The 19,440-nt window shown below is 59.4% G+C and carries 16 protein-coding genes; 1 reads left to right on the forward strand and 15 read right to left on the reverse strand.

Annotation, left to right across the window (positions count from 1 at the left end; all coding sequences use genetic code 11):
- Positions 1–9 precede the first annotated feature (9 nt).
- From ftsZ to HMPREF3148_RS08815, 15 genes are all read right to left on the reverse strand, one after another.
- Positions 10–1,326, reverse strand: coding sequence for a cell division protein FtsZ (gene ftsZ, locus HMPREF3148_RS08745; protein WP_070509014.1), 1,317 nt, complete (start codon positions 1,324–1,326; stop codon positions 10–12).
- A gap of 249 nt (positions 1,327–1,575) precedes the next feature.
- Positions 1,576–2,226: a cell division protein FtsQ/DivIB gene (locus tag HMPREF3148_RS08750; protein WP_070509016.1), complete on the reverse strand. Its 651-nt coding sequence runs from the start codon at positions 2,224–2,226 to the stop codon at positions 1,576–1,578.
- On the reverse strand, positions 2,219–3,673 hold the full coding sequence (murC, locus tag HMPREF3148_RS08755) for a UDP-N-acetylmuramate--L-alanine ligase (protein ID WP_005528714.1): 1,455 nt from the start codon (positions 3,671–3,673) through the stop codon (positions 2,219–2,221). Before murC ends, HMPREF3148_RS08750 begins: the two co-directional genes overlap by 8 nt.
- A 36-nt stretch (positions 3,674–3,709) precedes the next feature.
- The gene (gene murG, locus HMPREF3148_RS08760; protein WP_049063099.1) at positions 3,710–4,807 is read right to left on the reverse strand and encodes an undecaprenyldiphospho-muramoylpentapeptide beta-N-acetylglucosaminyltransferase; all 1,098 of its coding nucleotides are present in this window, start codon (positions 4,805–4,807) and stop codon (positions 3,710–3,712) included.
- Positions 4,808–4,836: 29 nt separating this feature from the next.
- Positions 4,837–6,345: an FtsW/RodA/SpoVE family cell cycle protein gene (locus tag HMPREF3148_RS08765; protein ID WP_049063098.1), complete on the reverse strand. Its 1,509-nt coding sequence runs from the start codon at positions 6,343–6,345 to the stop codon at positions 4,837–4,839.
- Positions 6,346–6,370: 25 nt separating this feature from the next.
- A complete protein-coding gene (gene murD, locus HMPREF3148_RS08770; RefSeq protein WP_049152174.1) occupies positions 6,371–7,810 on the reverse strand; it encodes a UDP-N-acetylmuramoyl-L-alanine--D-glutamate ligase in 1,440 nt (479 codons plus the stop codon).
- A gap of 2 nt (positions 7,811–7,812) precedes the next feature.
- Entirely contained in the window at positions 7,813–8,925 is a 1,113-nt protein-coding gene (mraY, locus tag HMPREF3148_RS08775) for a phospho-N-acetylmuramoyl-pentapeptide-transferase (RefSeq protein WP_049063096.1), read from the reverse strand.
- Positions 8,926–8,953: 28 nt separating this feature from the next.
- Positions 8,954–10,489 (reverse strand): UDP-N-acetylmuramoyl-tripeptide--D-alanyl-D-alanine ligase, encoded by a 1,536-nt coding sequence (murF, locus tag HMPREF3148_RS08780; protein WP_049063095.1) that lies wholly within the window; start codon positions 10,487–10,489, stop codon positions 8,954–8,956.
- Complete coding sequence (locus HMPREF3148_RS08785) at positions 10,486–12,051, reverse strand: UDP-N-acetylmuramoyl-L-alanyl-D-glutamate--2,6-diaminopimelate ligase (protein WP_049063094.1); 1,566 nt, start codon at positions 12,049–12,051, stop codon at positions 10,486–10,488. Before HMPREF3148_RS08785 ends, murF begins: the two co-directional genes overlap by 4 nt.
- 59 nt (positions 12,052–12,110) lie before the next feature.
- Positions 12,111–14,003 carry a peptidoglycan D,D-transpeptidase FtsI family protein gene (locus HMPREF3148_RS08790; protein ID WP_049152172.1) on the reverse strand — a complete coding sequence of 631 codons (1,893 nt, stop codon included), beginning with the start codon at positions 14,001–14,003 and terminating at the stop codon, positions 12,111–12,113.
- A 443-nt stretch (positions 14,004–14,446) separates the two neighbouring features.
- Complete coding sequence (locus HMPREF3148_RS08795; protein WP_049152171.1) at positions 14,447–15,253, reverse strand: cell division protein FtsL; 807 nt, start codon at positions 15,251–15,253, stop codon at positions 14,447–14,449.
- A complete protein-coding gene (gene rsmH, locus HMPREF3148_RS08800; RefSeq protein WP_049152170.1) occupies positions 15,250–16,317 on the reverse strand; it encodes a 16S rRNA (cytosine(1402)-N(4))-methyltransferase RsmH in 1,068 nt (355 codons plus the stop codon). The genes HMPREF3148_RS08795 and rsmH overlap by 4 nt, the downstream gene beginning before the upstream one ends.
- A gap of 154 nt (positions 16,318–16,471) precedes the next feature.
- Complete coding sequence (gene mraZ, locus HMPREF3148_RS08805) at positions 16,472–16,906, reverse strand: division/cell wall cluster transcriptional repressor MraZ (RefSeq protein WP_005528693.1); 435 nt, start codon at positions 16,904–16,906, stop codon at positions 16,472–16,474.
- 696 nt (positions 16,907–17,602) lie between these two features.
- Positions 17,603–17,995 carry a DUF3040 domain-containing protein gene (locus HMPREF3148_RS08810; RefSeq protein WP_046645215.1) on the reverse strand — a complete coding sequence of 131 codons (393 nt, stop codon included), beginning with the start codon at positions 17,993–17,995 and terminating at the stop codon, positions 17,603–17,605.
- Positions 17,996–18,198: 203 nt separating this feature from the next.
- Positions 18,199–18,639, reverse strand: a complete 441-nt coding sequence (locus tag HMPREF3148_RS08815) for an SAV_6107 family HEPN domain-containing protein (RefSeq protein ID WP_049063089.1) — start codon at positions 18,637–18,639, stop codon at positions 18,199–18,201.
- Positions 18,640–18,852: 213 nt separating this feature from the next.
- Between HMPREF3148_RS08815 and HMPREF3148_RS08820 the strand changes: the two genes are divergently transcribed.
- Positions 18,853–19,416, forward strand: a complete 564-nt coding sequence (locus tag HMPREF3148_RS08820; protein ID WP_070509018.1) for a GNAT family N-acetyltransferase — start codon at positions 18,853–18,855, stop codon at positions 19,414–19,416.
- Positions 19,417–19,440 lie beyond the last annotated feature (24 nt).

A 19,440-nucleotide genomic window follows, 5' to 3' on the forward strand; every position in this document is an offset into this window, starting at 1 on the left:
CTTCAGCGTTTAGCGCATGAAGGACGGCACGTCGAGATCGTCGTCACCGTCATCCTGGCGACGGTCGTCGCGGCGCTCAGCCGGACGCGACAGGCGGTAGTCGTCGCGGCGCTCCTCGCGAGAAAAACGCTCAGAGGTGGTAAACAAACCACCGTTGGAGGAATGACGCGGCCGGTAGGTCTCTGCCGGTTGTTCCTCGAAACGAGGACGCTCTTCTTGACGCGGCTCTTCGTAGCGCGGCTCTTCGTAGCGCTGTTCCTCGTAGCGCTGCTGCGGTGCAGGCTGCTGGACTGGGGCAGCCTCTTCGCGGTTGTCGAAGAGGGAGCCCGGACGCTGTTGTTGTTGCTGCTGCTGAGGCGCAACGTTAGTTGTCATGTTTGCCTGCGCATCGAAGCCAGTGGCGATGATGGTGACGCGGACTTCGTCGCCCAGGTTGTCGTCGATGATGGTACCGAAGATGATGTTGGCATCCTCGTCAGCGCGCTCCTCCACCATGGAAGCAGCGGCGTTGACCTCGTGCAGGCCAAGGTCGGAGCCACCAGCGATGGAGAGCAGGACACCCTTGGCGCCTTCCATCGTGGACTCGAGCAGCGGCGAGTTGATGGCCTGTTCAGCAGCGTTGAGCGCGCGGTTATCGCCCCGTGCGGAGCCGATGCCCATGAGTGCGGAGCCGGCATCAGCCATGACGGAGCGGACGTCAGCAAAGTCGACGTTGATCATGCCCGGGATGGTGATGAGGTTGGTAATACCCTGCACACCGTTGTGGAGGACTTCATCGGCAGCACGGAATGCCTCGACGATGGAGAGCTCTTCGCCACCGAGCTGCATGAGGCGATCATTCGGAATGACGATGAGAGTGTCGCAGACCTCGCGCAGCTCCTCGATACCGGACATAGCCTGACGAGTACGGCGAGCGCCCTCGAACTTGAATGGACGGGTCACAACGCCGACGGTCAGCGCGCCCATCTTCTTGGCGATGGAAGCAACGACCGGGGCGGCGCCGGTACCGGTGCCGCCGCCCTCGCCTGCGGTCACGAAGACCATGTCGGAGCCTTCCAGGGCATCCTCAATCTCGGTCTTATGGTCTTCTGCAGAGGTCTTGCCGACCTCTGGGTTAGCACCCGCGCCCAAACCGCGAGTGGCCTCGCGTCCGATGTCGAGCTTGGTGTCGGCATCAGAGAAGATCAGTGCCTGCGAGTCCGTGTTGATTGCGACGAACTGAACGCCCTTCAGCCCTTCTTCAATCATGCGGTTAACGGCGTTGACACCGCCGCCGCCGACACCGACGACCTTGATGTCCGCGAGGTTATTGCTAGTAGAGATCATGTGAGGGGCTCTCACCTTTCACTGTTGGTGCGTAAACGAGGATTTGTGCGCCCAGCATTTGTTGCGAGCGGTTAGTTCCATCTTTAACGACGCGCTTGTAATTTTCGCGTTCATTTTGCCGCGTGTCGGTACCCTCAAGTAGTGGTTTAGGGTTGCTGACATGCAGGTTTTCAGATCACAAAAGCCCCACGCACCCCACCCGTTGACACTATTTGGGGCTGCGCAGGGCTTAAGTTTTGAACGCTAATTTTATTTACTTGTGACCAATTCCGGGTTAGAAATATTCCAGTTTTGGCCTTCCATCTTTAGAACGGTTTCAAACGCCAAGGCTTTGTTCGCATTATCCTCCGAGGCGCCCCAGAAAACGGTCCGCTCATCCTGGAGGTGGAAAGTCATCGAGTACGCGTTCTTCACCTCCAGCGACTTGACCTGCGCACGCAGGTTCTGTGGCAGCGCAGCAAGCACATCAACGGCATCGCGCAAATCCTGCGAACCCGGCTCCGCGCTGCCGGTAATTTCCACTGCGCCCTCCGGCGGGGTGTCCGTGGTGAACTCCTTACCCTCGGCGTCGATAAGCAAATTGCCCTCGCGGAAAGCCACCGCCTCATGTTCGATGACCTCGATATCGAGGGTCGATGGGAAGGCACGCGATACCGTCGCAGACTTTACCCACGGCAGGTGTGCCACTCCCGACGCCGCCGCACGAGCATCAACGCGAACCAGATTCTCCCCCACCGCTACCCCGCTGGACTCTTCCACCTGTGCAGCATCCACGTGGGAATTGCCTTGGATCTCAAAGGAGGAAACCTTAAACACTGGAAAAAGCCACACGGCAGCAGCCGCCAAGACCAGCACGGCAAGAATTCCGGCGACTATTGCGGTAATTGATTTCTTAGACATTCAGCGCCTTTAGCTCGTCCAAGATTTCTGCGGCAAGCATCGTCACTGAACCGGCGCCGATGGTGAGCACGACGTCGCCAGGCTGCACCAGCGAGACAACGTCCTGCGCCGCCTCAGAGAAGTTCGGTTCGAAGATCACCTTCATGTCTTCCGGCATCTTGTCAGTGATGATGCGAGAGGTAATCCCCTCCACCGGCTGCTCGCGGGCGCCGTAGATGTCGAGGACCACGGCGGCGTCGGCAAGCGCCAGCGCCTGCGCGAACTCCTTATCGAACTCCATCGTGCGCGAGTACAGGTGCGGCTGGAAGCAAGCGATAACGCGGGCCCCCTTGCCCTCAGCCTCGACCTTCTGACGCGCTGCCGTGAGCACAGCAGTGACCTCGGTGGGATGATGCGCATAATCGTCGAAGACGCGCACTTGAGACTCGGTGCCTCGGAACTCAAAACGGCGGCGCACGCCGGTAAAGTCCGTCAGGCCCTCAGCCAGCTCGGAGAGCTCGCCGCCCGCAAGCCCGCCGGAGACAAGCGCGGCCAGGGAATTGAGTACCATGTGATGGCCCGGAATCTGCAGCTCGTAGGACAGCTCTTGGGACTGTGCACCCGGCAGTGCCACGCGCACGCGGACCTGCATTCCGATGACGGAAACCTTCTCCTCCAGAACCTCAGCCGCCAGCGGGATGGACGGGTACTTCTCCCCCGCTTCCGCGCTGCCATAACCTAGGACCTGAATGCCGCGCTCGAGCGCGCGCAGGCCAGTCTGGGCAGCGTGATCATCTTCCAGGCACACAACGAGGTACCCGCTTTCTTCGATGCGATCAGCAAAATCATCGAAGACCTTGTAATAAGCCTCGGCGTTGTGGAAGAAATCTAGGTGGTCAGGCTCGACGTTGGTGATTACTGCGACGGTTGGGCTGTAACGCAGCAAGGAGGCATCGGACTCATCGGCTTCGGCCACGAATGCCGCGCCGGTTCCCGCATGGGCGTTGGTGCCTGCACGGTTGAGCTGGCCGCCGATAGCGAAGGAAGGATCCAATCCGGCCTGCTGCATCGCGGTCACGGTCATGGACGTGGTGGAGGTTTTTCCGTGGGTGCCCGCCAACAGAATCTGCTGGTGCCCCTCCATGAGCTCCGCCAGAAGGTCAGAGCGGCGGATGACCGGGATACCGGCCGCGCGAGCACCTGCAAGTTCTGGATTGTCCTGTGGAATAGCGGCGAAGGAAGTCACCACAACAGTAGGCTTGTCACCTGCCAACTCAAGGTTTTCAGCTGCGTGGCCGATAGCGATCTTCACGCCCATCGTGCGCAGTACTTCCACTGGAGTGGAGGCCTTCACATCAGAGCCAGTCACGACGCCCCCGCGGTTAGCCAAGATGCGGGCCAAACCGGACATGCCGGAGCCACCAATACCCACCATGTGGACGCGGGAAAGATCGTAGGAGTTTGTCATTTACTTTTCCTTCACATTCGCTAATAAGGCCGACTTTTAGTCGGTGTGCGCTGCGCGCGAGGCTTCGTCGATCATATCCCTGATGTGATCGGCAATCGTATTGGCAACGTCGCCCGCAGAGTTAGTGGCAGCCGCCTTACGCATAGCCGCATACCGCTGCTCATCCCCAAGGGTTGCCTGCACTTCATCCACCAGGCGCTGCGGGGTTAGCTCCGCATCAAGAATCTGCACTGCAGCACCAGCCGCAACCAATTCGCGAGAGTTCAGCGCCTGCTCACCGTTTCCGATAGGCAGCGGAATGTAAATTGCAGGCACGCCGGCCGCAGTAACCTCGGCAACCGTCATGGCACCGGAACGGCACACCATAAGATCTGCCACGGCTAGCGCACCGGCCATGTCATCGATATAAGGCAGCGCAGTGTAGTGCTCAGCTTCCGCTGGGGCCACATTCTTCTTGCCATAGGCGTGAAGAACCTGGTACTTCTCCGTCAACTGCGACAGCGCGCCCGCAACCGCGGTGTTGATGCTGACAGCGCCCTGCGAGCCGCCGGTAACCACGATGGTTGGACGTTCTGGGTCCAAATTCCAGCGTTCGCGTGCTGCGGCTGCGGCGCTGCCGTCGGGGTCCTCGCCCAGCCCAGGACGTACCGGAATGCCCACGACCTCGCCGGGCATGCCGGAGTTACGGTGTGCATTAAGTCCAATTCCGCCAATACGCACGCCGAGCTTATTGGCGATGCCGGAAAGCGCGTTCGTCTCCAACACGTAGAACGGCATACCCATGGACTTGGCAGCTAGATATGCCGGCGCTGCCACATAACCACCGGTTCCAAACACCACGTCCGCTTCGACCTCTTTAAGCACCTTGCGCGTCTGCAGCACGGACTTAATCAGATTGAAGGGAAGCTTGAACAGCTCAGCGTTAACCTTGCGCGGCACGGGCACTGGCGTAATGAGGCGCAGATCGACCCCACGCCCCGGAACGATGTCGCGTTCCAACCCTTTCTGGGTACCGAGCGCCGTTAATCGGGCGCCGTGGCGCTGTCTGAGCGCTTCACCCACTGCGAGTGCTGGTTCAATATGGCCTGCGGTGCCGCCACCTGCAATGACGACGGAAATGGGGGTGGAATTCATGCCCTACACGCTACCAGTGCGCCTGCTGCTTAACGGCGCTCGCCGCGCCCGTCTCGCCGATCGGCGCCACGCTGGCGGTACTCACCCCGCGGCGCCGTAGAACCGGTGTTATTCTCCCCAGCCCGCGGCTGTCGGCTCGTCACTGGGCGGCCAAAGCGTTCTTCTCGTTCTGCGTTGCGACGAGCCAATTGTCCGACTACGCCGGATTGCCCTTTCCCGCGTTTTGCTGGAGTTCGTGAAGCGTGTCGTCCCGTCTTACGCTTTGGCGCGTCACCAGCAAGCTGGGGCTCGGGGATGAAGAATAGGCGGTCGAATAGCGGGCGCCCAAAGTTCTGCATCGCCGAAATCTGTAATGGCTCGTGCCGCGCCACATTGCACAACACTCCCATCGAGCCAATAGTGATAAGTGCAGCGGTACCACCTGCAGAAATCATCGGCAGCTGAATACCCGTCACAGGTAACAAACCAATGACGTAGCCGATGTTGATGAACGCCTGGATAACCACGCCCACCGTCAAAGTGGCAGCCAACAAGGATTGGAACTGGTCCTGCGCGTTTTTCGCAGTGCGCAGTCCGATGTATCCCAATGCCGCAAACAGAAAAATAACGAGGACGCCGCCCCACAGGCCGAGTTCCTCCCCGATGATAGCGAAGACAAAGTCATTCTTAGCTTCGGGTAGGTAGAACCACTTGGCGCGCGACTGCCCGAGACCTACGCCCCAAAAGCCTCCGTCGGCAAGTGATAGAAAGCCCTGGTATGCCTGGAAACCTGTGCCCTGCGTATCCTCAATGTTTCCGCGAATTGCATCAAAGTAGGTATGGAATCGGTGCGAACGGAAGCCACCCGATAGGAACACAGCGAGCAAGCCCAACGTACCGAGGACCAAGACCACCGCGGGGACCCGCCAGTCAACGCCAGCGAAAATCAAAGTAAAGACCACGACCATGGCGAAAGATACCGCCATGCCAAGGTCACTCTGGGCCACGATGAGGAAGAACATCAGCCCCGAGATGATGGAATACATCATGAAGGGATCGGTCGGATGTAGCGAGCGGTGGGACTTACCGGCCAACGCAGTTGCGCCGTACATAGCCACCGTCACTCGGGCAAACTCCGAAGGCTGGAAGCCAACACTACCGATGGAAATCCACGACTGGGAACCCACGGTGTCGCGTCCGGTACCGATTCCCGGAATAAGCACCGCAATGAGCAGGAGTATTGACAGCAGCAGCAGCCACGGGACTAGTTTACGCAGCGTATAAGGCGAGATACGCAACGCCAGCCAGAACAACACCAAACCACCGAAGACAAGCAGGCACTGGCGGATGGCCTCTGCCCAAACATTGGAAGTCTCCGTGAAGGATGTCGCCATGGATGCAGAAAAAGCCATCAGCACGCCGATGCCGATCAACGAGAAGATGATGATGCGCAGCAGCTGATAGTCCAAGCCCGGCTGAGCACGGTAGTGCTGGCGGATTTCTTGCACGCGCTGGCCGAGCGTCTTCGACGCCGGTGTTTGCGGCCGGGTGGCAGTCATGGGTTCTCCTGGGGTGCGTGCGTGATTAACGTGCGATGCGTCGGGCAGCCGCGGCAAAGTAGTCACCGCGTTGGCTCATTCCCGTGTACATATCCAACGATGCCCCAGCAGGTGCCAAAAGCACAGTATCGCCGCTCTCGGCGTGTTGCACTGCCGCAGCCACAGCTTCATCCATGGCGGCAACGGGGTCGGTGGATTCGATAAGGATGGTAAGCACGCCTGGGGCATGCGCGACGATGGCGTCGGCGAGCAGCTGCTTGTCGACGCCCATTATCACCGCCACCTTGATATGCGTGGCGTGTGTTTCGAGCAGCTCTGAGGTGTCAGCACCTTTGAGCTGACCGCCAGCGATCCACACCACGGAATCAAGCCCACGCATCGCGGCCTCGGCAGCGTGCGGATTGGTGGCCTTGGAATTATCGATATAGTCGACGCCTGCGTGAGAGTGCACGACCTCGCCTCGGTGGCCGGCCACGGTGTAGCTGACGAGCCCCTCGGTAATCGAGCGGGGTACTGCGCCTGCCAGTGCGGCGGCAGCTGCGGCGGCACCGGCGTCCAGTACTCCAGCCATTCCGGCAGGCTCAATGGTGGTGACGTCCTCGATGAGGGTTACCGAGTGGCCGGCAACGTTGTTAAGAACGAGTTTTCCTTCGACAACGCCCGCTTCCCCATCGGCAGGTTCGGTGTGGGTGAAGGCGTGCACATCAGCGGAAATCATTCCGGCATTGCGCGCCTTGTCCGCGTATTCGCGCACGTGCGCGTCGTCGCGGCCGATGACCGCGTGCGCGCCCTTGAGGACCTTGGCCTTCGCCTCGGCATAGGCGGCGAAGGAGCCGTGCCAGTCGAGGTGATCATCTGCCAGGTTGAGCAGTACGCCGACCTCTGGGGTCAGCTGGGAGGACCAGTGCAGTTGGAAGGAAGAAAGTTCGGCGACCAGTACGTCAACGCGTGGGCTTGCCGCCAGCGCATCGAAGGGCGAGGTGCCGATATTGCCCACGGCCTGGGAGCGCTTGCCAGAGCGCTTTTCATCGGCCGCCATGATGGCAGCCAGCATGCCCGTGGTAGTGGTCTTGCCGTTGGTGCCGGTCACAGCAAGCCAGGTGCGCGTGGGGCCAAAGAGCTCTGCCTTATCCAAGCGATAAGCCAGCTCGACATCGCCGATCACCTCAACGCCCGCCGCAGCGGCGGCCACCAACAGTGGTGAGCTCGGCGCCCAGCCTGGTGAGGTAACCACGAGGGAGAACTCCGCGGGATCAACAGCGGCGGTATCAACGGTCGCGACGCATAGGTCGGCAGCGAGTGCGGCACGTGAGTCGGCGTTGCCATCGGCCACAACCAAGTCTGCTCCCAGCCCCAGCAAGACAGTGGCGCAGCCGCGGCCGGACACTCCGGCGCCAGCCACCAAGATACGGCCTCGCAAGGACTCGGGAAGTCCTCCAGCTAGGTTCTCTGGCACTTTAGTCATGACTAGCCCACCAGCCCGATGCCGGAATCAGCGAGCCACTCGCCGTAGAAGATTGCCACACCAGTCATGGCGGCCATCGCCGCAATGAGCCAGAAGCGAATGACAACCGCGGTCTCGGCCCAGCCGCCGTTTTCGAAGTGGTGGTGGATTGGAGCCATGCGGAAGAAACGCTTGCCGGTGGAACGGAAGACCACGATCTGGATGACCACAGAAACGGTCTCGATGACGAAGAGCGCGCCAATGATGATCATGAGCAGCTCGGTGCGGCTGGTCACGGAGATGCCCGCAACCAGGCCACCCAGGGCCAGGGAACCAGTATCGCCCATGAAGATCTTGGCCGGTGCAGCGTTCCACCAGAGGAAGCCCAGGCAACCACCCAGGCCGGCGGCAGTCAGAACCGCCAGGTCCAGCGGATCACGGACCTGGTAGCAGCCAGCGGTGAAGTCAGCCGCGCAAGAGTTGCGGAACTGCCAGAAGGTCATGATGGTGTACGCACCCATCACGATTGCGGTGGTACCCGCCGCCAAACCATCCAGGCCGTCGGTCAGGTTGACCGCGTTAGACCATGCCGCGATGAGGATGTACATGAAGATAAGGAACACGATGGTTCCGACAATGGTCGGGCCAACGGCAATGTCGAAGGTCTCGATGTCACGAATGAAGGAAAGCTTCGTGGAGCCAGGCGTCAGGCCCTTCTCATCGGGGTTCTGTAGAACCAGCAGGCCGAAGGCCAGAGCGAGCGCCAGCTGGCCCACCAGCTTGGCCGTCTTGTTCAGGCCCAGGTTGCGCTCTTTGAAGAGCTTGATGAAGTCATCAGCAAAACCCAAGCCACCAAGCCCCAGAGTCAAGCCGAGGACCAGGATGCCCGAGTAGGTGAAGCCACCATGGCCGGTGATTTGCCCGTAGATGCCGACCGTCAGGTAAGCCACGGTGATACCGGCGAGGATCGCAAGACCGCCCATGGTTGGCGTGCCGCGCTTACGAAGGTGCGACTTGGGGCCGTCCTCGCGGATTTCTTGGCCCTTTCCTGTGTCCGAGAAATACCGGATCAGGAGTGGGGTGATAAAAATCGCTACGAGGAAGCTGACCACACCAGCGATGATGATCTGAGTCACGTGCTTGGGTTCCTTCTATTTCCGTGAACTAGCTCTGGTTGAGCTTTTCTGCGACGAGCCACAGGCGTTGGGCATTCGAAGCTTTGACAAGGACGACATCTTTAACGTCCCTTTGCGGCCAATCGTCCACGCCCACAGGCGGGGTACGGAGGAGACTATCAACAATCTTTGCGGCCTCATCAACATCGACACTGACACTAGTATTTATACCCTTTGCCTGTGCAGCTTCAGCCATCGCCCGCGTATTGGGGCTGCTGCCTACAGCAACCAGATGGTTTACGTGGTACTTCGCGAGCTCTGCGCCCAGCTGACGGTGTGCGTCGAGAGCGTCGTCGCCCAGCTCACCCATCTCGCCGAGCACGGCAATAGAACGTGCGTCGGGACGCGCAGTGGCCGTGTATGCCAGCGCTGCGATGGCCGCACGCATCGAATCCGGGTTTGCGTTATAGGAATCATCAATCAGGGTGACTCCGTCGCGGCGGTTGCGCACGTCCATGCGGTGCTCCGACGCAATGCGGTGTCCAGACAACGCGTTTGCCACGAGTTCAGCGCTCAGCCCCAACTCGATGGCGGCGGCTGCTGCGGCCAGCGCATTCGACACCTGATGCGCACCGAAGACCTGAAGTTTCACCGGAAGTGGCGCATGACCTGGAGTATGCATGAGGAAGGAAGCACGGGCGACGTCGTCAAGCTGCACGTCCGTGGCATAGTACTGCGCTGGCGGAGTGGAGCCTTGCTTGGCGACGGCCGAGTAATAGACCACCTTTGCATTCGTGCGGGGCGCCATGCCAGCGACGAAAGAATCGTTTGCATTGAGCACGGCGACGCCGCCCTCAGCTGCAGATGGGAGCGCCTCGACGAGCTCGCCTTTCGCGAGCGCGATATTCTCCCGCGAACCGAACTCGCCTAGGTGTGCGGTACCAACGTTGAGGACTACGCCTACCTTGGGTGCGGTGATGCCGGTCAAATGCCGGATGTGGCCGATGCCACGAGCAGACATCTCGGCCACGAGGTACTCGGTGTGTTCGTCACAGCGCAGTGCGGTATAAGGCAGACCGACCTCATTGTTGAAGGAGCCTGGTGGTGCTACCGTCTCCCCAGCGGCGCGGAAGATCGTGGCGATGAGGTCCTTGGTGGAGGTCTTACCAGCGGAACCGGTCACGCCCACGATGTTGAGGCCGTCTTCAGCGGCTAGGCGCTGGGTGACGGCGCGGGCCAGTGCGGACAGCGCCTGGATGACTGCGGCGGCGGAGCCATCCTCGTCATTGGCATAGATGTCGGCGTTTGCGCCGTCGCCTTCCACCTTGCCGGTGGGTTCAACAACGATGGCCGGAACGCCCACTGGGCGCGCGGCGAGAACGGCCACCGCACCGGATTCAACGGCCTTCTCGGCAAAGTCGTGGCCGTCGACGCGGGCGCCTGGCAGCGCGAGGAAGAGGCCACCTGGGGTGACCTTGCGGGAGTCAAACTCTACGAATCCAGTAACTGCAGCTGCAGGATCTGGGACGCAATCTAGGCGGCCGCCGGTAATGTCGGCGATTTCTTGGAGGGTCAATGCAATCATGCTTGTTCCTTACTCACAGTGTCACCGTACTCCGCATGCCTAACCGGCGCGCCACCGCCGAGTTTGGTGTCAAGAGCGCGGGCAACTTCTTCCCTGTCATCAAAGTGCAGGGTTTCATCACCCACGATTTGCCCGACCTCATGGCCCTTGCCAACGACGACGATAGCGTCGCCGGGCTGTGCCCACTCCACTACTGCGTCGATGGCCGCGGCACGGGAGCCGATCTCGCGAATGTCTGCGGTCTGGGAAGCCTTCTGCGCGCCCGCCATGACAGCGGCACGGATGGCTGCAGGGTCCTCGCTACGCGGATTGTCGTCCGTAACCACGACGAGGTCTGCGCGTTCTGCTGCAGCTGCGCCCATGAGCGGACGCTTTGAAGAGTCGCGGTCGCCGCCGGCGCCGACGACGACGCCGAGGCGTCCGCCGGTCTCAGACAGCTGGCCGCGCAGAGTATCAAGGACCGCTGCAATGGCTGCTGGCTTGTGGGCGTAGTCGACAACTGCCACGAAATCTTGGCCACGGCTGATGCTCTCCATCCGCCCCGGTACGGCCACGCGCTCGACACCGTTTAGGAAGGTTTCGGTGTCCACGCCTACCGCAGCTGCCATGCCTGCTGCCAGCGCAGCGTTGGCGATGTTGAACTTGCCTGGCATCGGCAGCTCAAAGGAATAGGTCTCCCCACTGAAGCTCAATTCAACGTGCTGTGCGCCAGTGGGCTCGGTGCCTAACTGACGGGCGCTAATCACCTGGTTGGTGTTCTCGGCTGTTTCCTCGCCTGTGGTTGAAACGAGCGTCAGTGGCTTGCCGGCGACTTGCTGCGCCATGCGCTTGCCCCAGTCATCATCAACACAGATTACGGCAGCGGACGCTGCTTGCGCGCCGTCGAAAAGCGCTGCCTTGGCTGCGAAGTAATCCTCCATCGTTGGGTGGAAGTCGAGGTGGTCCTGGCTCAAGTTGGTGAAACCACCAACATCGAACTGGGTACCTCGCACGCGCCCAAGCTCAAGTGCGTGGGAGGAGACCTCCATGACCACGTGCGTGACTCCTTCGTGACGCATGCGCGCAAAGAGCTCCTGCAGGGTCGGAGCCTCGGGAGTGGTGAGCTTAGTCGGCACGGGTTCACGGTTGATGCGGGTTCCGGTTGTGCCGATAAGACCCACCTTGTGACCTGCGTGGAGAAGACCCGCCTCGAGGAGGTAGCTCGTGGTGGTCTTGCCAGATGTTCCTGTCACGCCCAGTACGGTCAAGTGCTCAGTGGGGTGCTCGTAAATTTCAGCGGCGATGAGACCCAACACTGCACGAATGTCTTCCACGACAATGATGGGGCGACGCTCACCAGCTTCTTGCAGGTGTTGTAGGCCCGCCTCATCGGTGAGGATGGCCGCTGCCTCAGTGTCACCGGCAAATTGGGCACCGTGTACTCGCGTACCTGGAAGGGCCGCGAAGAGCCCGCGGGCGGCAATCGCCTTCGAGTCGAGACTGCACGTCGAAACAGTGACGGATTCATCGCCGATGACGCGGCCGCCGCCAATGGTGGCGAGGGTCTGGAGGTCTACGCTCATTGCATTTCTCCCTAAAGCTTTCTAGTGAACTTTTCTTGAGGTTTTAATAGTTGAGGGGCTTACTGAGCTCGCAAGGTTAATTCTGGGCCAGGCGGGGAGGTAGGGATGTTATCGCGATTGAGCAGCCAGCTTGCGATGTCTGTGAAGACAGGCGCCGCGGACTGACCACCGGAACCATTGTCGTTAACTCCGGACTGCGGCTCGTCGAGCATGATTGCCACAACAAAGCGTGGGTCGTCGGCAGGCGCGATACCCGCGAAGGTGATCCAGTAGGCGGAGTTCGAGTAGGCTCCCGTCTTCTCGTCAACCTTCTGTGCGGTACCGGTCTTGCCGGAAAGTTGGTATCCCTCGATCTTGTTGCCGCCGGCGGTGCCGTTCTGGACGCCATTCGGGTCGGATTGGAATACAGCGCGGAACATATCCACAGTGGTCTTCGCGGTTTCCTTGCTTACTACCTGCGTCTTCTTGGGAGCGTCGAGCTCCTCCTTCTCGCCGTTGGAATTGGTGATGGAGGAAATGATGCGTGGCTCGATGCGCTCACCACCGTTCGCCAAAGCCTGGTAGACGCTGGCCATCTGCAGCGTGGTCCACGACTGGCCCTGGCCGATCGGCAGGTTGGCGAAGGTACCGCCGGACCACTGCTCTACGTCGGGGACCAAACCTGCAGACTCGTTTGGCAGCTCAATACCAGTGGTCTGACCAAGGCCGAAGGCCTTGAGATACTTGGCGTAGCGCTCCTGCCCCAACTGCTGGGCGATCATCAGAGTGCCCACGTTTGAGGACTTACCGAAGATACCAGTGGTGGTGTAAGGCTCGACGCCGTGATCCCAGGCATCATTAACAGTTACGCCAGCCATATCGATGGATCCTGGAACCTGGTGAACCTGGTCTGGGGTGGTAACGCCCTCCTGCAGCGCTGCGGCCGCGGTGATGATTTTGGCCACTGAGCCAGGCTCATACGGGTGCGAAACGCTGCGGTTGTCGAAGGTTTTGTCTTCCTTGAGCTGCTTTTCGATGTCTTTGTTCGGATCGATGGTGCCCGTGTTAGCCATGGCCAAGACTTCGCCCGTAGCAACGTCGAGGACCACCGCTTGTGCATTCTTGGCCTTGGAGTTGGCGCGTGCCTTCTCCAGCTTCTGCTGTACATAGGTCTGCAAATCAAGGTCCAGGGTCAAGGTGACGTTCTTGCCGTCGGTTGCTGAGACCTCATCGCGCAACGTGCCGGGAATTGCCTGCCCATTGGTGGAAACATCCTCGGTGGAGCTGCCATCGATACCAGTCAGAGTGGAGTCACCGGAAGCTTCGAAGCCGAACTGACCTTGTCCGTCCATGGAGACCTTGCCGATGACGTTCTCCGCGATGGAGCCATTCGGGTACTGGCGAATCTGCTGCTCATCAGCTGCGAGTCCGTGGTACTCAGAAGCGATTTTCACTGCTACATCCGGGTCCACGTTACGAACTAGAACCTCGTACTGGGTATCCGCGTGCAGCTTATCCAGAATCTGTTTCTCGTCCACGTCGCCGGTGTCCAATCCAGCATCGTTGATTTTGGAAGGGATGCCCTTCGCCATGTCCTTTAGTCGCTCTTCGAGCTTATCGTCGAGAAACTTATTACGCGCGGCGTCGTCAAGCCCGTCAAAGGAAGCTTCTCCGGTAGCTTCCAATTCCTCCTGCTCACGAAGTTCGTCGCGCAGGCGCGTTGGCGAAACGGTGAGTGAACGCGACTTCATTGTGTAGGCAAGTCGCTGCCCATTGCGATCGACAATCTCACCGCGGCGAGCCGAGTCGATATACACGCGGGATCGCTGAGCCACAGCTTTAGCGGCAAAGTCGGGACCCCAGACGATCTGTACCCAAGCCAAGCGCCCGACCAAGGCCACGAACACCACCATAAGGACAGCAACAACGGTTTTGACTCGCTGCCGCAAGATAGCCTTCTGCGGCAAAGCCATGGCAGCCTTGGCACGCGCGGTACGGCCACCGCCCTGGGCCTGCGGATCACGTGTTGCAGGCTTTACTCGCTCACTCGGGCGCGACGCCGAACCTGCACGCGGCATAGCGGATCCAGTGGCGGCCCCCCGATGGCTACGACCACCGGAACGCCCACTTTGGCGGCCATAACGACCGCGGTCGGCAGCATTATCCCTGCCATCGCGCCCATGCTCCCCTCGGGAACCGCGTCGACGGTCACCTGAATTTGGTGGAGTCACAAAGTCACCTTTTCCTTATGCCGCGTCGAATACAAAGCCACTTAAATGCGGTTGCGGGCTCGGCGTGACCGATGGTCTTGAAGCTCGCCCGCAAAGCAGGCAGTCTTGCTTGAAGATTCTGCCTTATAAAAGCCAAGTGCTCGCACAGGCACGCGCGAGCACTTCTGAAGAAGCAGGATTTTTAGCTAGTTAGCGTATGGCGCTTGGGCTGGGATGTTCGGCAGATCCTGCGGTGCTGCCGGAGCAGATTCCTGCCCGGCCGGAGCCTGGCCATTGTTATTGCGCGCCTCACGTTGACGACCCTGCGGCACCTCGTTGAGACTATCTGAGATGTCCTTCGTTGCGTTCGGATCACTCGATGCCTGGCCCGGACGGACTGGCTCGCCGTTGACGTCAACAATGGACTCAGTGTTCAACTCAGCCGGACGCTTCTCGTTGACAGCCCCGTCTGGGCCGACCTCTACGATTCCTGGCTGGGTAGGTACGCCCATCTTGGCATCATTGGCACGCCGCGCAACGTCAGAAGCCGAGCGCACATTTTCGAGGTCACGATTCAGCGTCTCGAGCTGGTTATTCAGCTCAGACTCGCGAACTGTCAAGTCCTTGACCACAAAGGTCTGGGCAGTCGAGATACCAGAAAGCCACATCGACACCACGACGCCGAAAATCAGCAATCCGATGGCCATGAAGGACATACGAGTAAAAAGCGAGCTCTTTTTATTTAGCGACTGCTGTGGAAGACGGCGGCCACGGAAAGAAACAACCTGCTTCGAACCCAAGCGGTTTCCGCGGCGCGCCGGCACCTGGGTACGGTGCGGCGTTCGACGCGGAGTGCGCTGGGGAACGGCGCGGCGACCTGGCTCTAGAAGAGTCGTGGCAGCTCCGGTATCGGTACCGGTTGTAAAGTCGCGGCTCGCCCCCATGGTGCGGGTCCTCTCTTGTGTGGTGTTGCGGGAAGTGTGTGGTGCGGTAGTGCGTTCGTAGAGGCTCATGCACTACCTCCCGGTGGGTGCAGGTGAGGCTCGCCCTCGAGTCTCTCTATGGCCCGCACCCTCACGGATGCGGCGCGGGAGTTTTCTTCAATTTCCTCGGCGCTCGCCTTTTCAGCGCCACGGGTGACCGTTTTAAACTTTGGAGCCGTGCCTGGAAGATCCATCGGAAGCCCGGCTGGCGTCTTAGACGCAGCCAGCTCGGCGAAAGCCTGCTTAACGATGCGGTCCTCGAGAGACTGGTAGCTCATGAACACCGCGCGTCCGCCGACGTGTAGTGCATCTGTAATAACGGGGATCACCCGCTCGATTGCCTCAAGCTCGCGGTTAACCTCGACGCGCAATGCCTGGAAGGTGCGCTTTGCCGGATGCCCACCGGTGCGGCGAGTTGCCGCGGGGATGGTGGCGTAGAGCAGTTCGACAAGACGTTCGGAGTTGCTGAACGGCTCTTTCTCACGCTCCTTGAGCACCGCCGAGGCAATTTTGCCTGCGAAACGCTCATCCCCGTAGGTCTTGAGAATTCGTGCAAGGTCGCCATGGCTGTACGTGTTCAACACGTCTGCAGCGGTAATGCCATGCGAGGGGTCCATGCGCATGTCCAACGGTGCATCCGTCTTATACGCAAAGCCGCGCTCAACTTGGTCGAGCTGCATGGAAGAAACACCCAAGTCGAACAGGGCGCCAGCAATGCCGTGCTCGCAAGCAATGTCAAAGATTGCACCCTCTCCCCTGGCAATTTCGCCGCCGACCTCGTCGAAGCGTGCGTTGACGCCCACAAAGCGATCCTCGAATGGCTCCAAGCGCTCGGTGGCTGCGGCCAGCGATGCGCCATCACGGTCAACGCCTACCACGTGCAGGTTAGGGAAAGTCCGCAGGAAAAACTCGGTGTGGCCGCCGGCGCCTAAAGTGCCGTCAACGACAACCGCGTTGCTCCCGGCCGCCTCAATTGCGGGCGCGAGCAGTTGAGCCATACGCTCGCGCATGACTGGAACATGGCCGTGGTTTTCGGCTATGTCGTAGTTAATGTTGTTGGCTACGTTGTCAGTGTTCTTGTCTTGAGCCGTCATTACTGCTCGTCACCCCCTTTCCTCAATCGGTCCCACAGAGCAAAAAAGTGCGTATAGGGCCCTGTCCGAGGCAGGTTTCTGATATCGGGGAAGTACACCAGAGCATCCACCTCGGGCAGAGTCCGTACACGCACTCATCGCTGCCCTTTGCTCTTTAGAGCAAACCAGCGAGTACGTCATCGGCGTCTGCTGCCGAATAAGCATCTTCAGTTTGCGCCTGGTACTCAGCCCACGCGGCTGCGTCCCAGATTTCGAGGAAGTCCACTGAACCGACCACCACGCATTCCTTTGAGAGGTTTGCGTATTCGCGGTGTGCGGCTGAAAGAGTGATTCGCCCGTGTCCATCCGGCCTTTGCTCATCCGCACTTGCTGCCAAGTTACGAATAAACGCACGCGCGTCTGGGTTGGTGCGAGACACTGCTGCCGCTTTCCGTGCACGCGCCGCGAATTCCTCACGCGGATAAACCGCTAGAGAGTGATCCTGACCTTTGGTGACCATAAGGCCACCAGCCAAATCTTCGCGGAACTTAGCGGGAAGCGTAAGCCGCCCTTTGTCATCGAGTTTGGGAGTGTAGGTACCCAGAAACATCCCGGGCCCACCTTCCTGTCACTCGAAACTCCGGATTCCTCTGGCATGAAACCTTGCGCCAAACCCTCGGGAGTTACTCGAAATTCTGACGCTCACTTTCACACTGCGCCCCACTCTACCCCACTTTCCCCCACTTCTGTCACCCCAAGCCGCGTGTTCAAAGAATTCCAACTCGATCGATCGAGGTAGACGACCGTTTTAACGGTGGGAAGAAATCCCCGCTACCCCCTTGACACCACCCCACAACCACCCCTTTGGCCCCACATGTAACACCTACATATTGCGCACCATAGGCCGCAATAGCCCCTTATATTGTGAATTCTCCACCCGCACACCGCGCACCATCCGACGCCATTTACCCATTTCCCAAAACAGCAGACCCGGAAAACCAGACGTCAAGGTCAGTTTTGCTCACACTCCATACTCCGACAACAGCGACCACAAGGTCTGGGATTCCAGGGTTGCACTTCTAGAAAGCGCCGCCACAACTTCAACCCAAACGTCCCCCCGGTGGGGCAAAGTGGGGAATGTGGGAGAAAGTGGGGAATATGGGGCAAAGTGGGGATTAGAAAGTGGGAACCTTGAAGTGGGAATCTCACAAAGGGCTGAACGCAAAAAGCCCGCATCCCCTCTTCCGCTTGGGAAGTTAGGAATGCGGGCTCAACCCACAAATTCGGCTTGTTTCAGCGCTGGCGCTTATCGCTCCTCGAAACGACGGCGGAAGTTCTCCTCCAGACGGCCGCCTACTCCGCCCTGACCACCAGCCGACTTCTGCTTAGCGCGAGCATCCGAGTAAGACGGCACCTTCTCCTTGCGCCCACGCAGCATCCACACGCCAGAGGCAAACATAACAAGGAATCCGACGATAGAAATGCTGACAAACCAGAGGTTCTGCTGCGCGAGGGCTACGCCGCCCACCAAGAGCAAGAGACCCACGACGATGAGCGCAATACCTCGAAGGGTAATCGCACCACCGTTGCCACCGAAGCCGGAATCCTCAGCAACAGAGGAACCAAACTTAGGATCATCCTGCAATAAGGACCGTTCAATTTCACGGAGAGCTTGCTGCTCGTGCTCGGAAAGCGACACTGTTCCTCCAACTGATTTCAATGGGTCTAGGGCTAAGTTCCACAACGCAGTGCACAAATGCTGGCCGCACACGCTTTGGGATACACCATATTTTGTGAACTACTAATTATCTAACGCCCAGAGTAATCAGTAAGTTCCCGCAAATACAGTCTACCCCCACATAACTGGGGCACAACACGCCGAACATATCCCAGTTTCCCGCTTTACGCAGCAAGGGAGCCGAAGCCCATTTCCTCTTCCACATAGGAAAGGAATTCCGCCGCCAAGGCCATCACTTCAAGGACAACCTCGTCCGAAGGAGCGTCCTCCAAGCCAGAGGCCACCCGGGAGCGAAGACGAGAGTAAGCACCAAAGCGCTCAGCCCATTCCTTTTCCTCTCCCCCAACGAGTGCGAGCTGCGCCCAAGCACTCGACGGAAGGCGACGCCGCTTTGCCACCGCAGAGTCCGCAATACGAGCACCGGCCGTACGGAGGCCCGCCTGATAAGCAAACTCCAGCGCCTGATCCCAACGGCCCGCAGCAGCCATGGCACGAGCTTGCGCTAGCAAGTCGCTTGCTTGCTCCATAAAACGGTCACGCTTGAATGCGCCTACTGCCGCGCGCGACCCCCTGAACTGGGCCGTAGCTGAAATTACCTGTGCCATGATGCTCCTCCTTCGCTGGTATTGACTAACAATCTAAAGAGCCTTCCGGACATCTACCTTCATTTTAGATCACTTGTTCGAATAGTGCAATAGTTTTTCCATTTCAGAGCGTTTTTAACTTTCGAAAATCTACACCCGATGTTCATTTTTAAAAACAGAAAAGCTGCGCAATTACGTTGTCGAACAACCCCTAAGTCTGCTGTTATTAGAAGTGTGAGTTTTCAAATTCGGCGCCTGAGCCCCCAAGAATTCGCCATGCTGGCCCCACAGTTGGTGGACATCTACATCGAAGCCATGGGTTATAACCCCACCATTCGGGCTAACCGGATTAACGCGTGGAAGGCTGATGTCATGCGTCCCGGATTCACTGCGGTTATCGCCGAAAATGAATTCGGCATCGCGGGCTTGGCCTACGGTTTTGTCGGTACGCCGGACACCTGGTGGGACCGCCAGCTGCGCCGCGGTTTCACCGAGGCCGGCGGCCCCACGCCCGGGCAACTGGACATCTTGCACAACTATTTCGAGCTCGCCGAGATTCATGTCACCCCTAACTTGCAGGGCCATGGCTTAGGCCGCTGCCTCATCGAGGAACTCGCGTGGAACGCGCCAGCCTCCTATCTCTTGTTATCCACGCCCGAGGTCCCCAACGAGGCAAACGCCGCTTTTGGCCTTTACCGCAAAGTGGGATTCTTCGATGTCCTACGCAACCTCGAATACCCCGCAGACGAACGCGCCTTTGCGATTCTCGCGGCACGGTTGCCCCTGTCTGCCACCTAATTAGAAACGTCTGCCCTAACAGGT

This window comes from Corynebacterium sp. HMSC05D08, assembly GCF_001807215.1.
Classification (GTDB): domain Bacteria; phylum Actinomycetota; class Actinomycetes; order Mycobacteriales; family Mycobacteriaceae; genus Corynebacterium; species Corynebacterium striatum.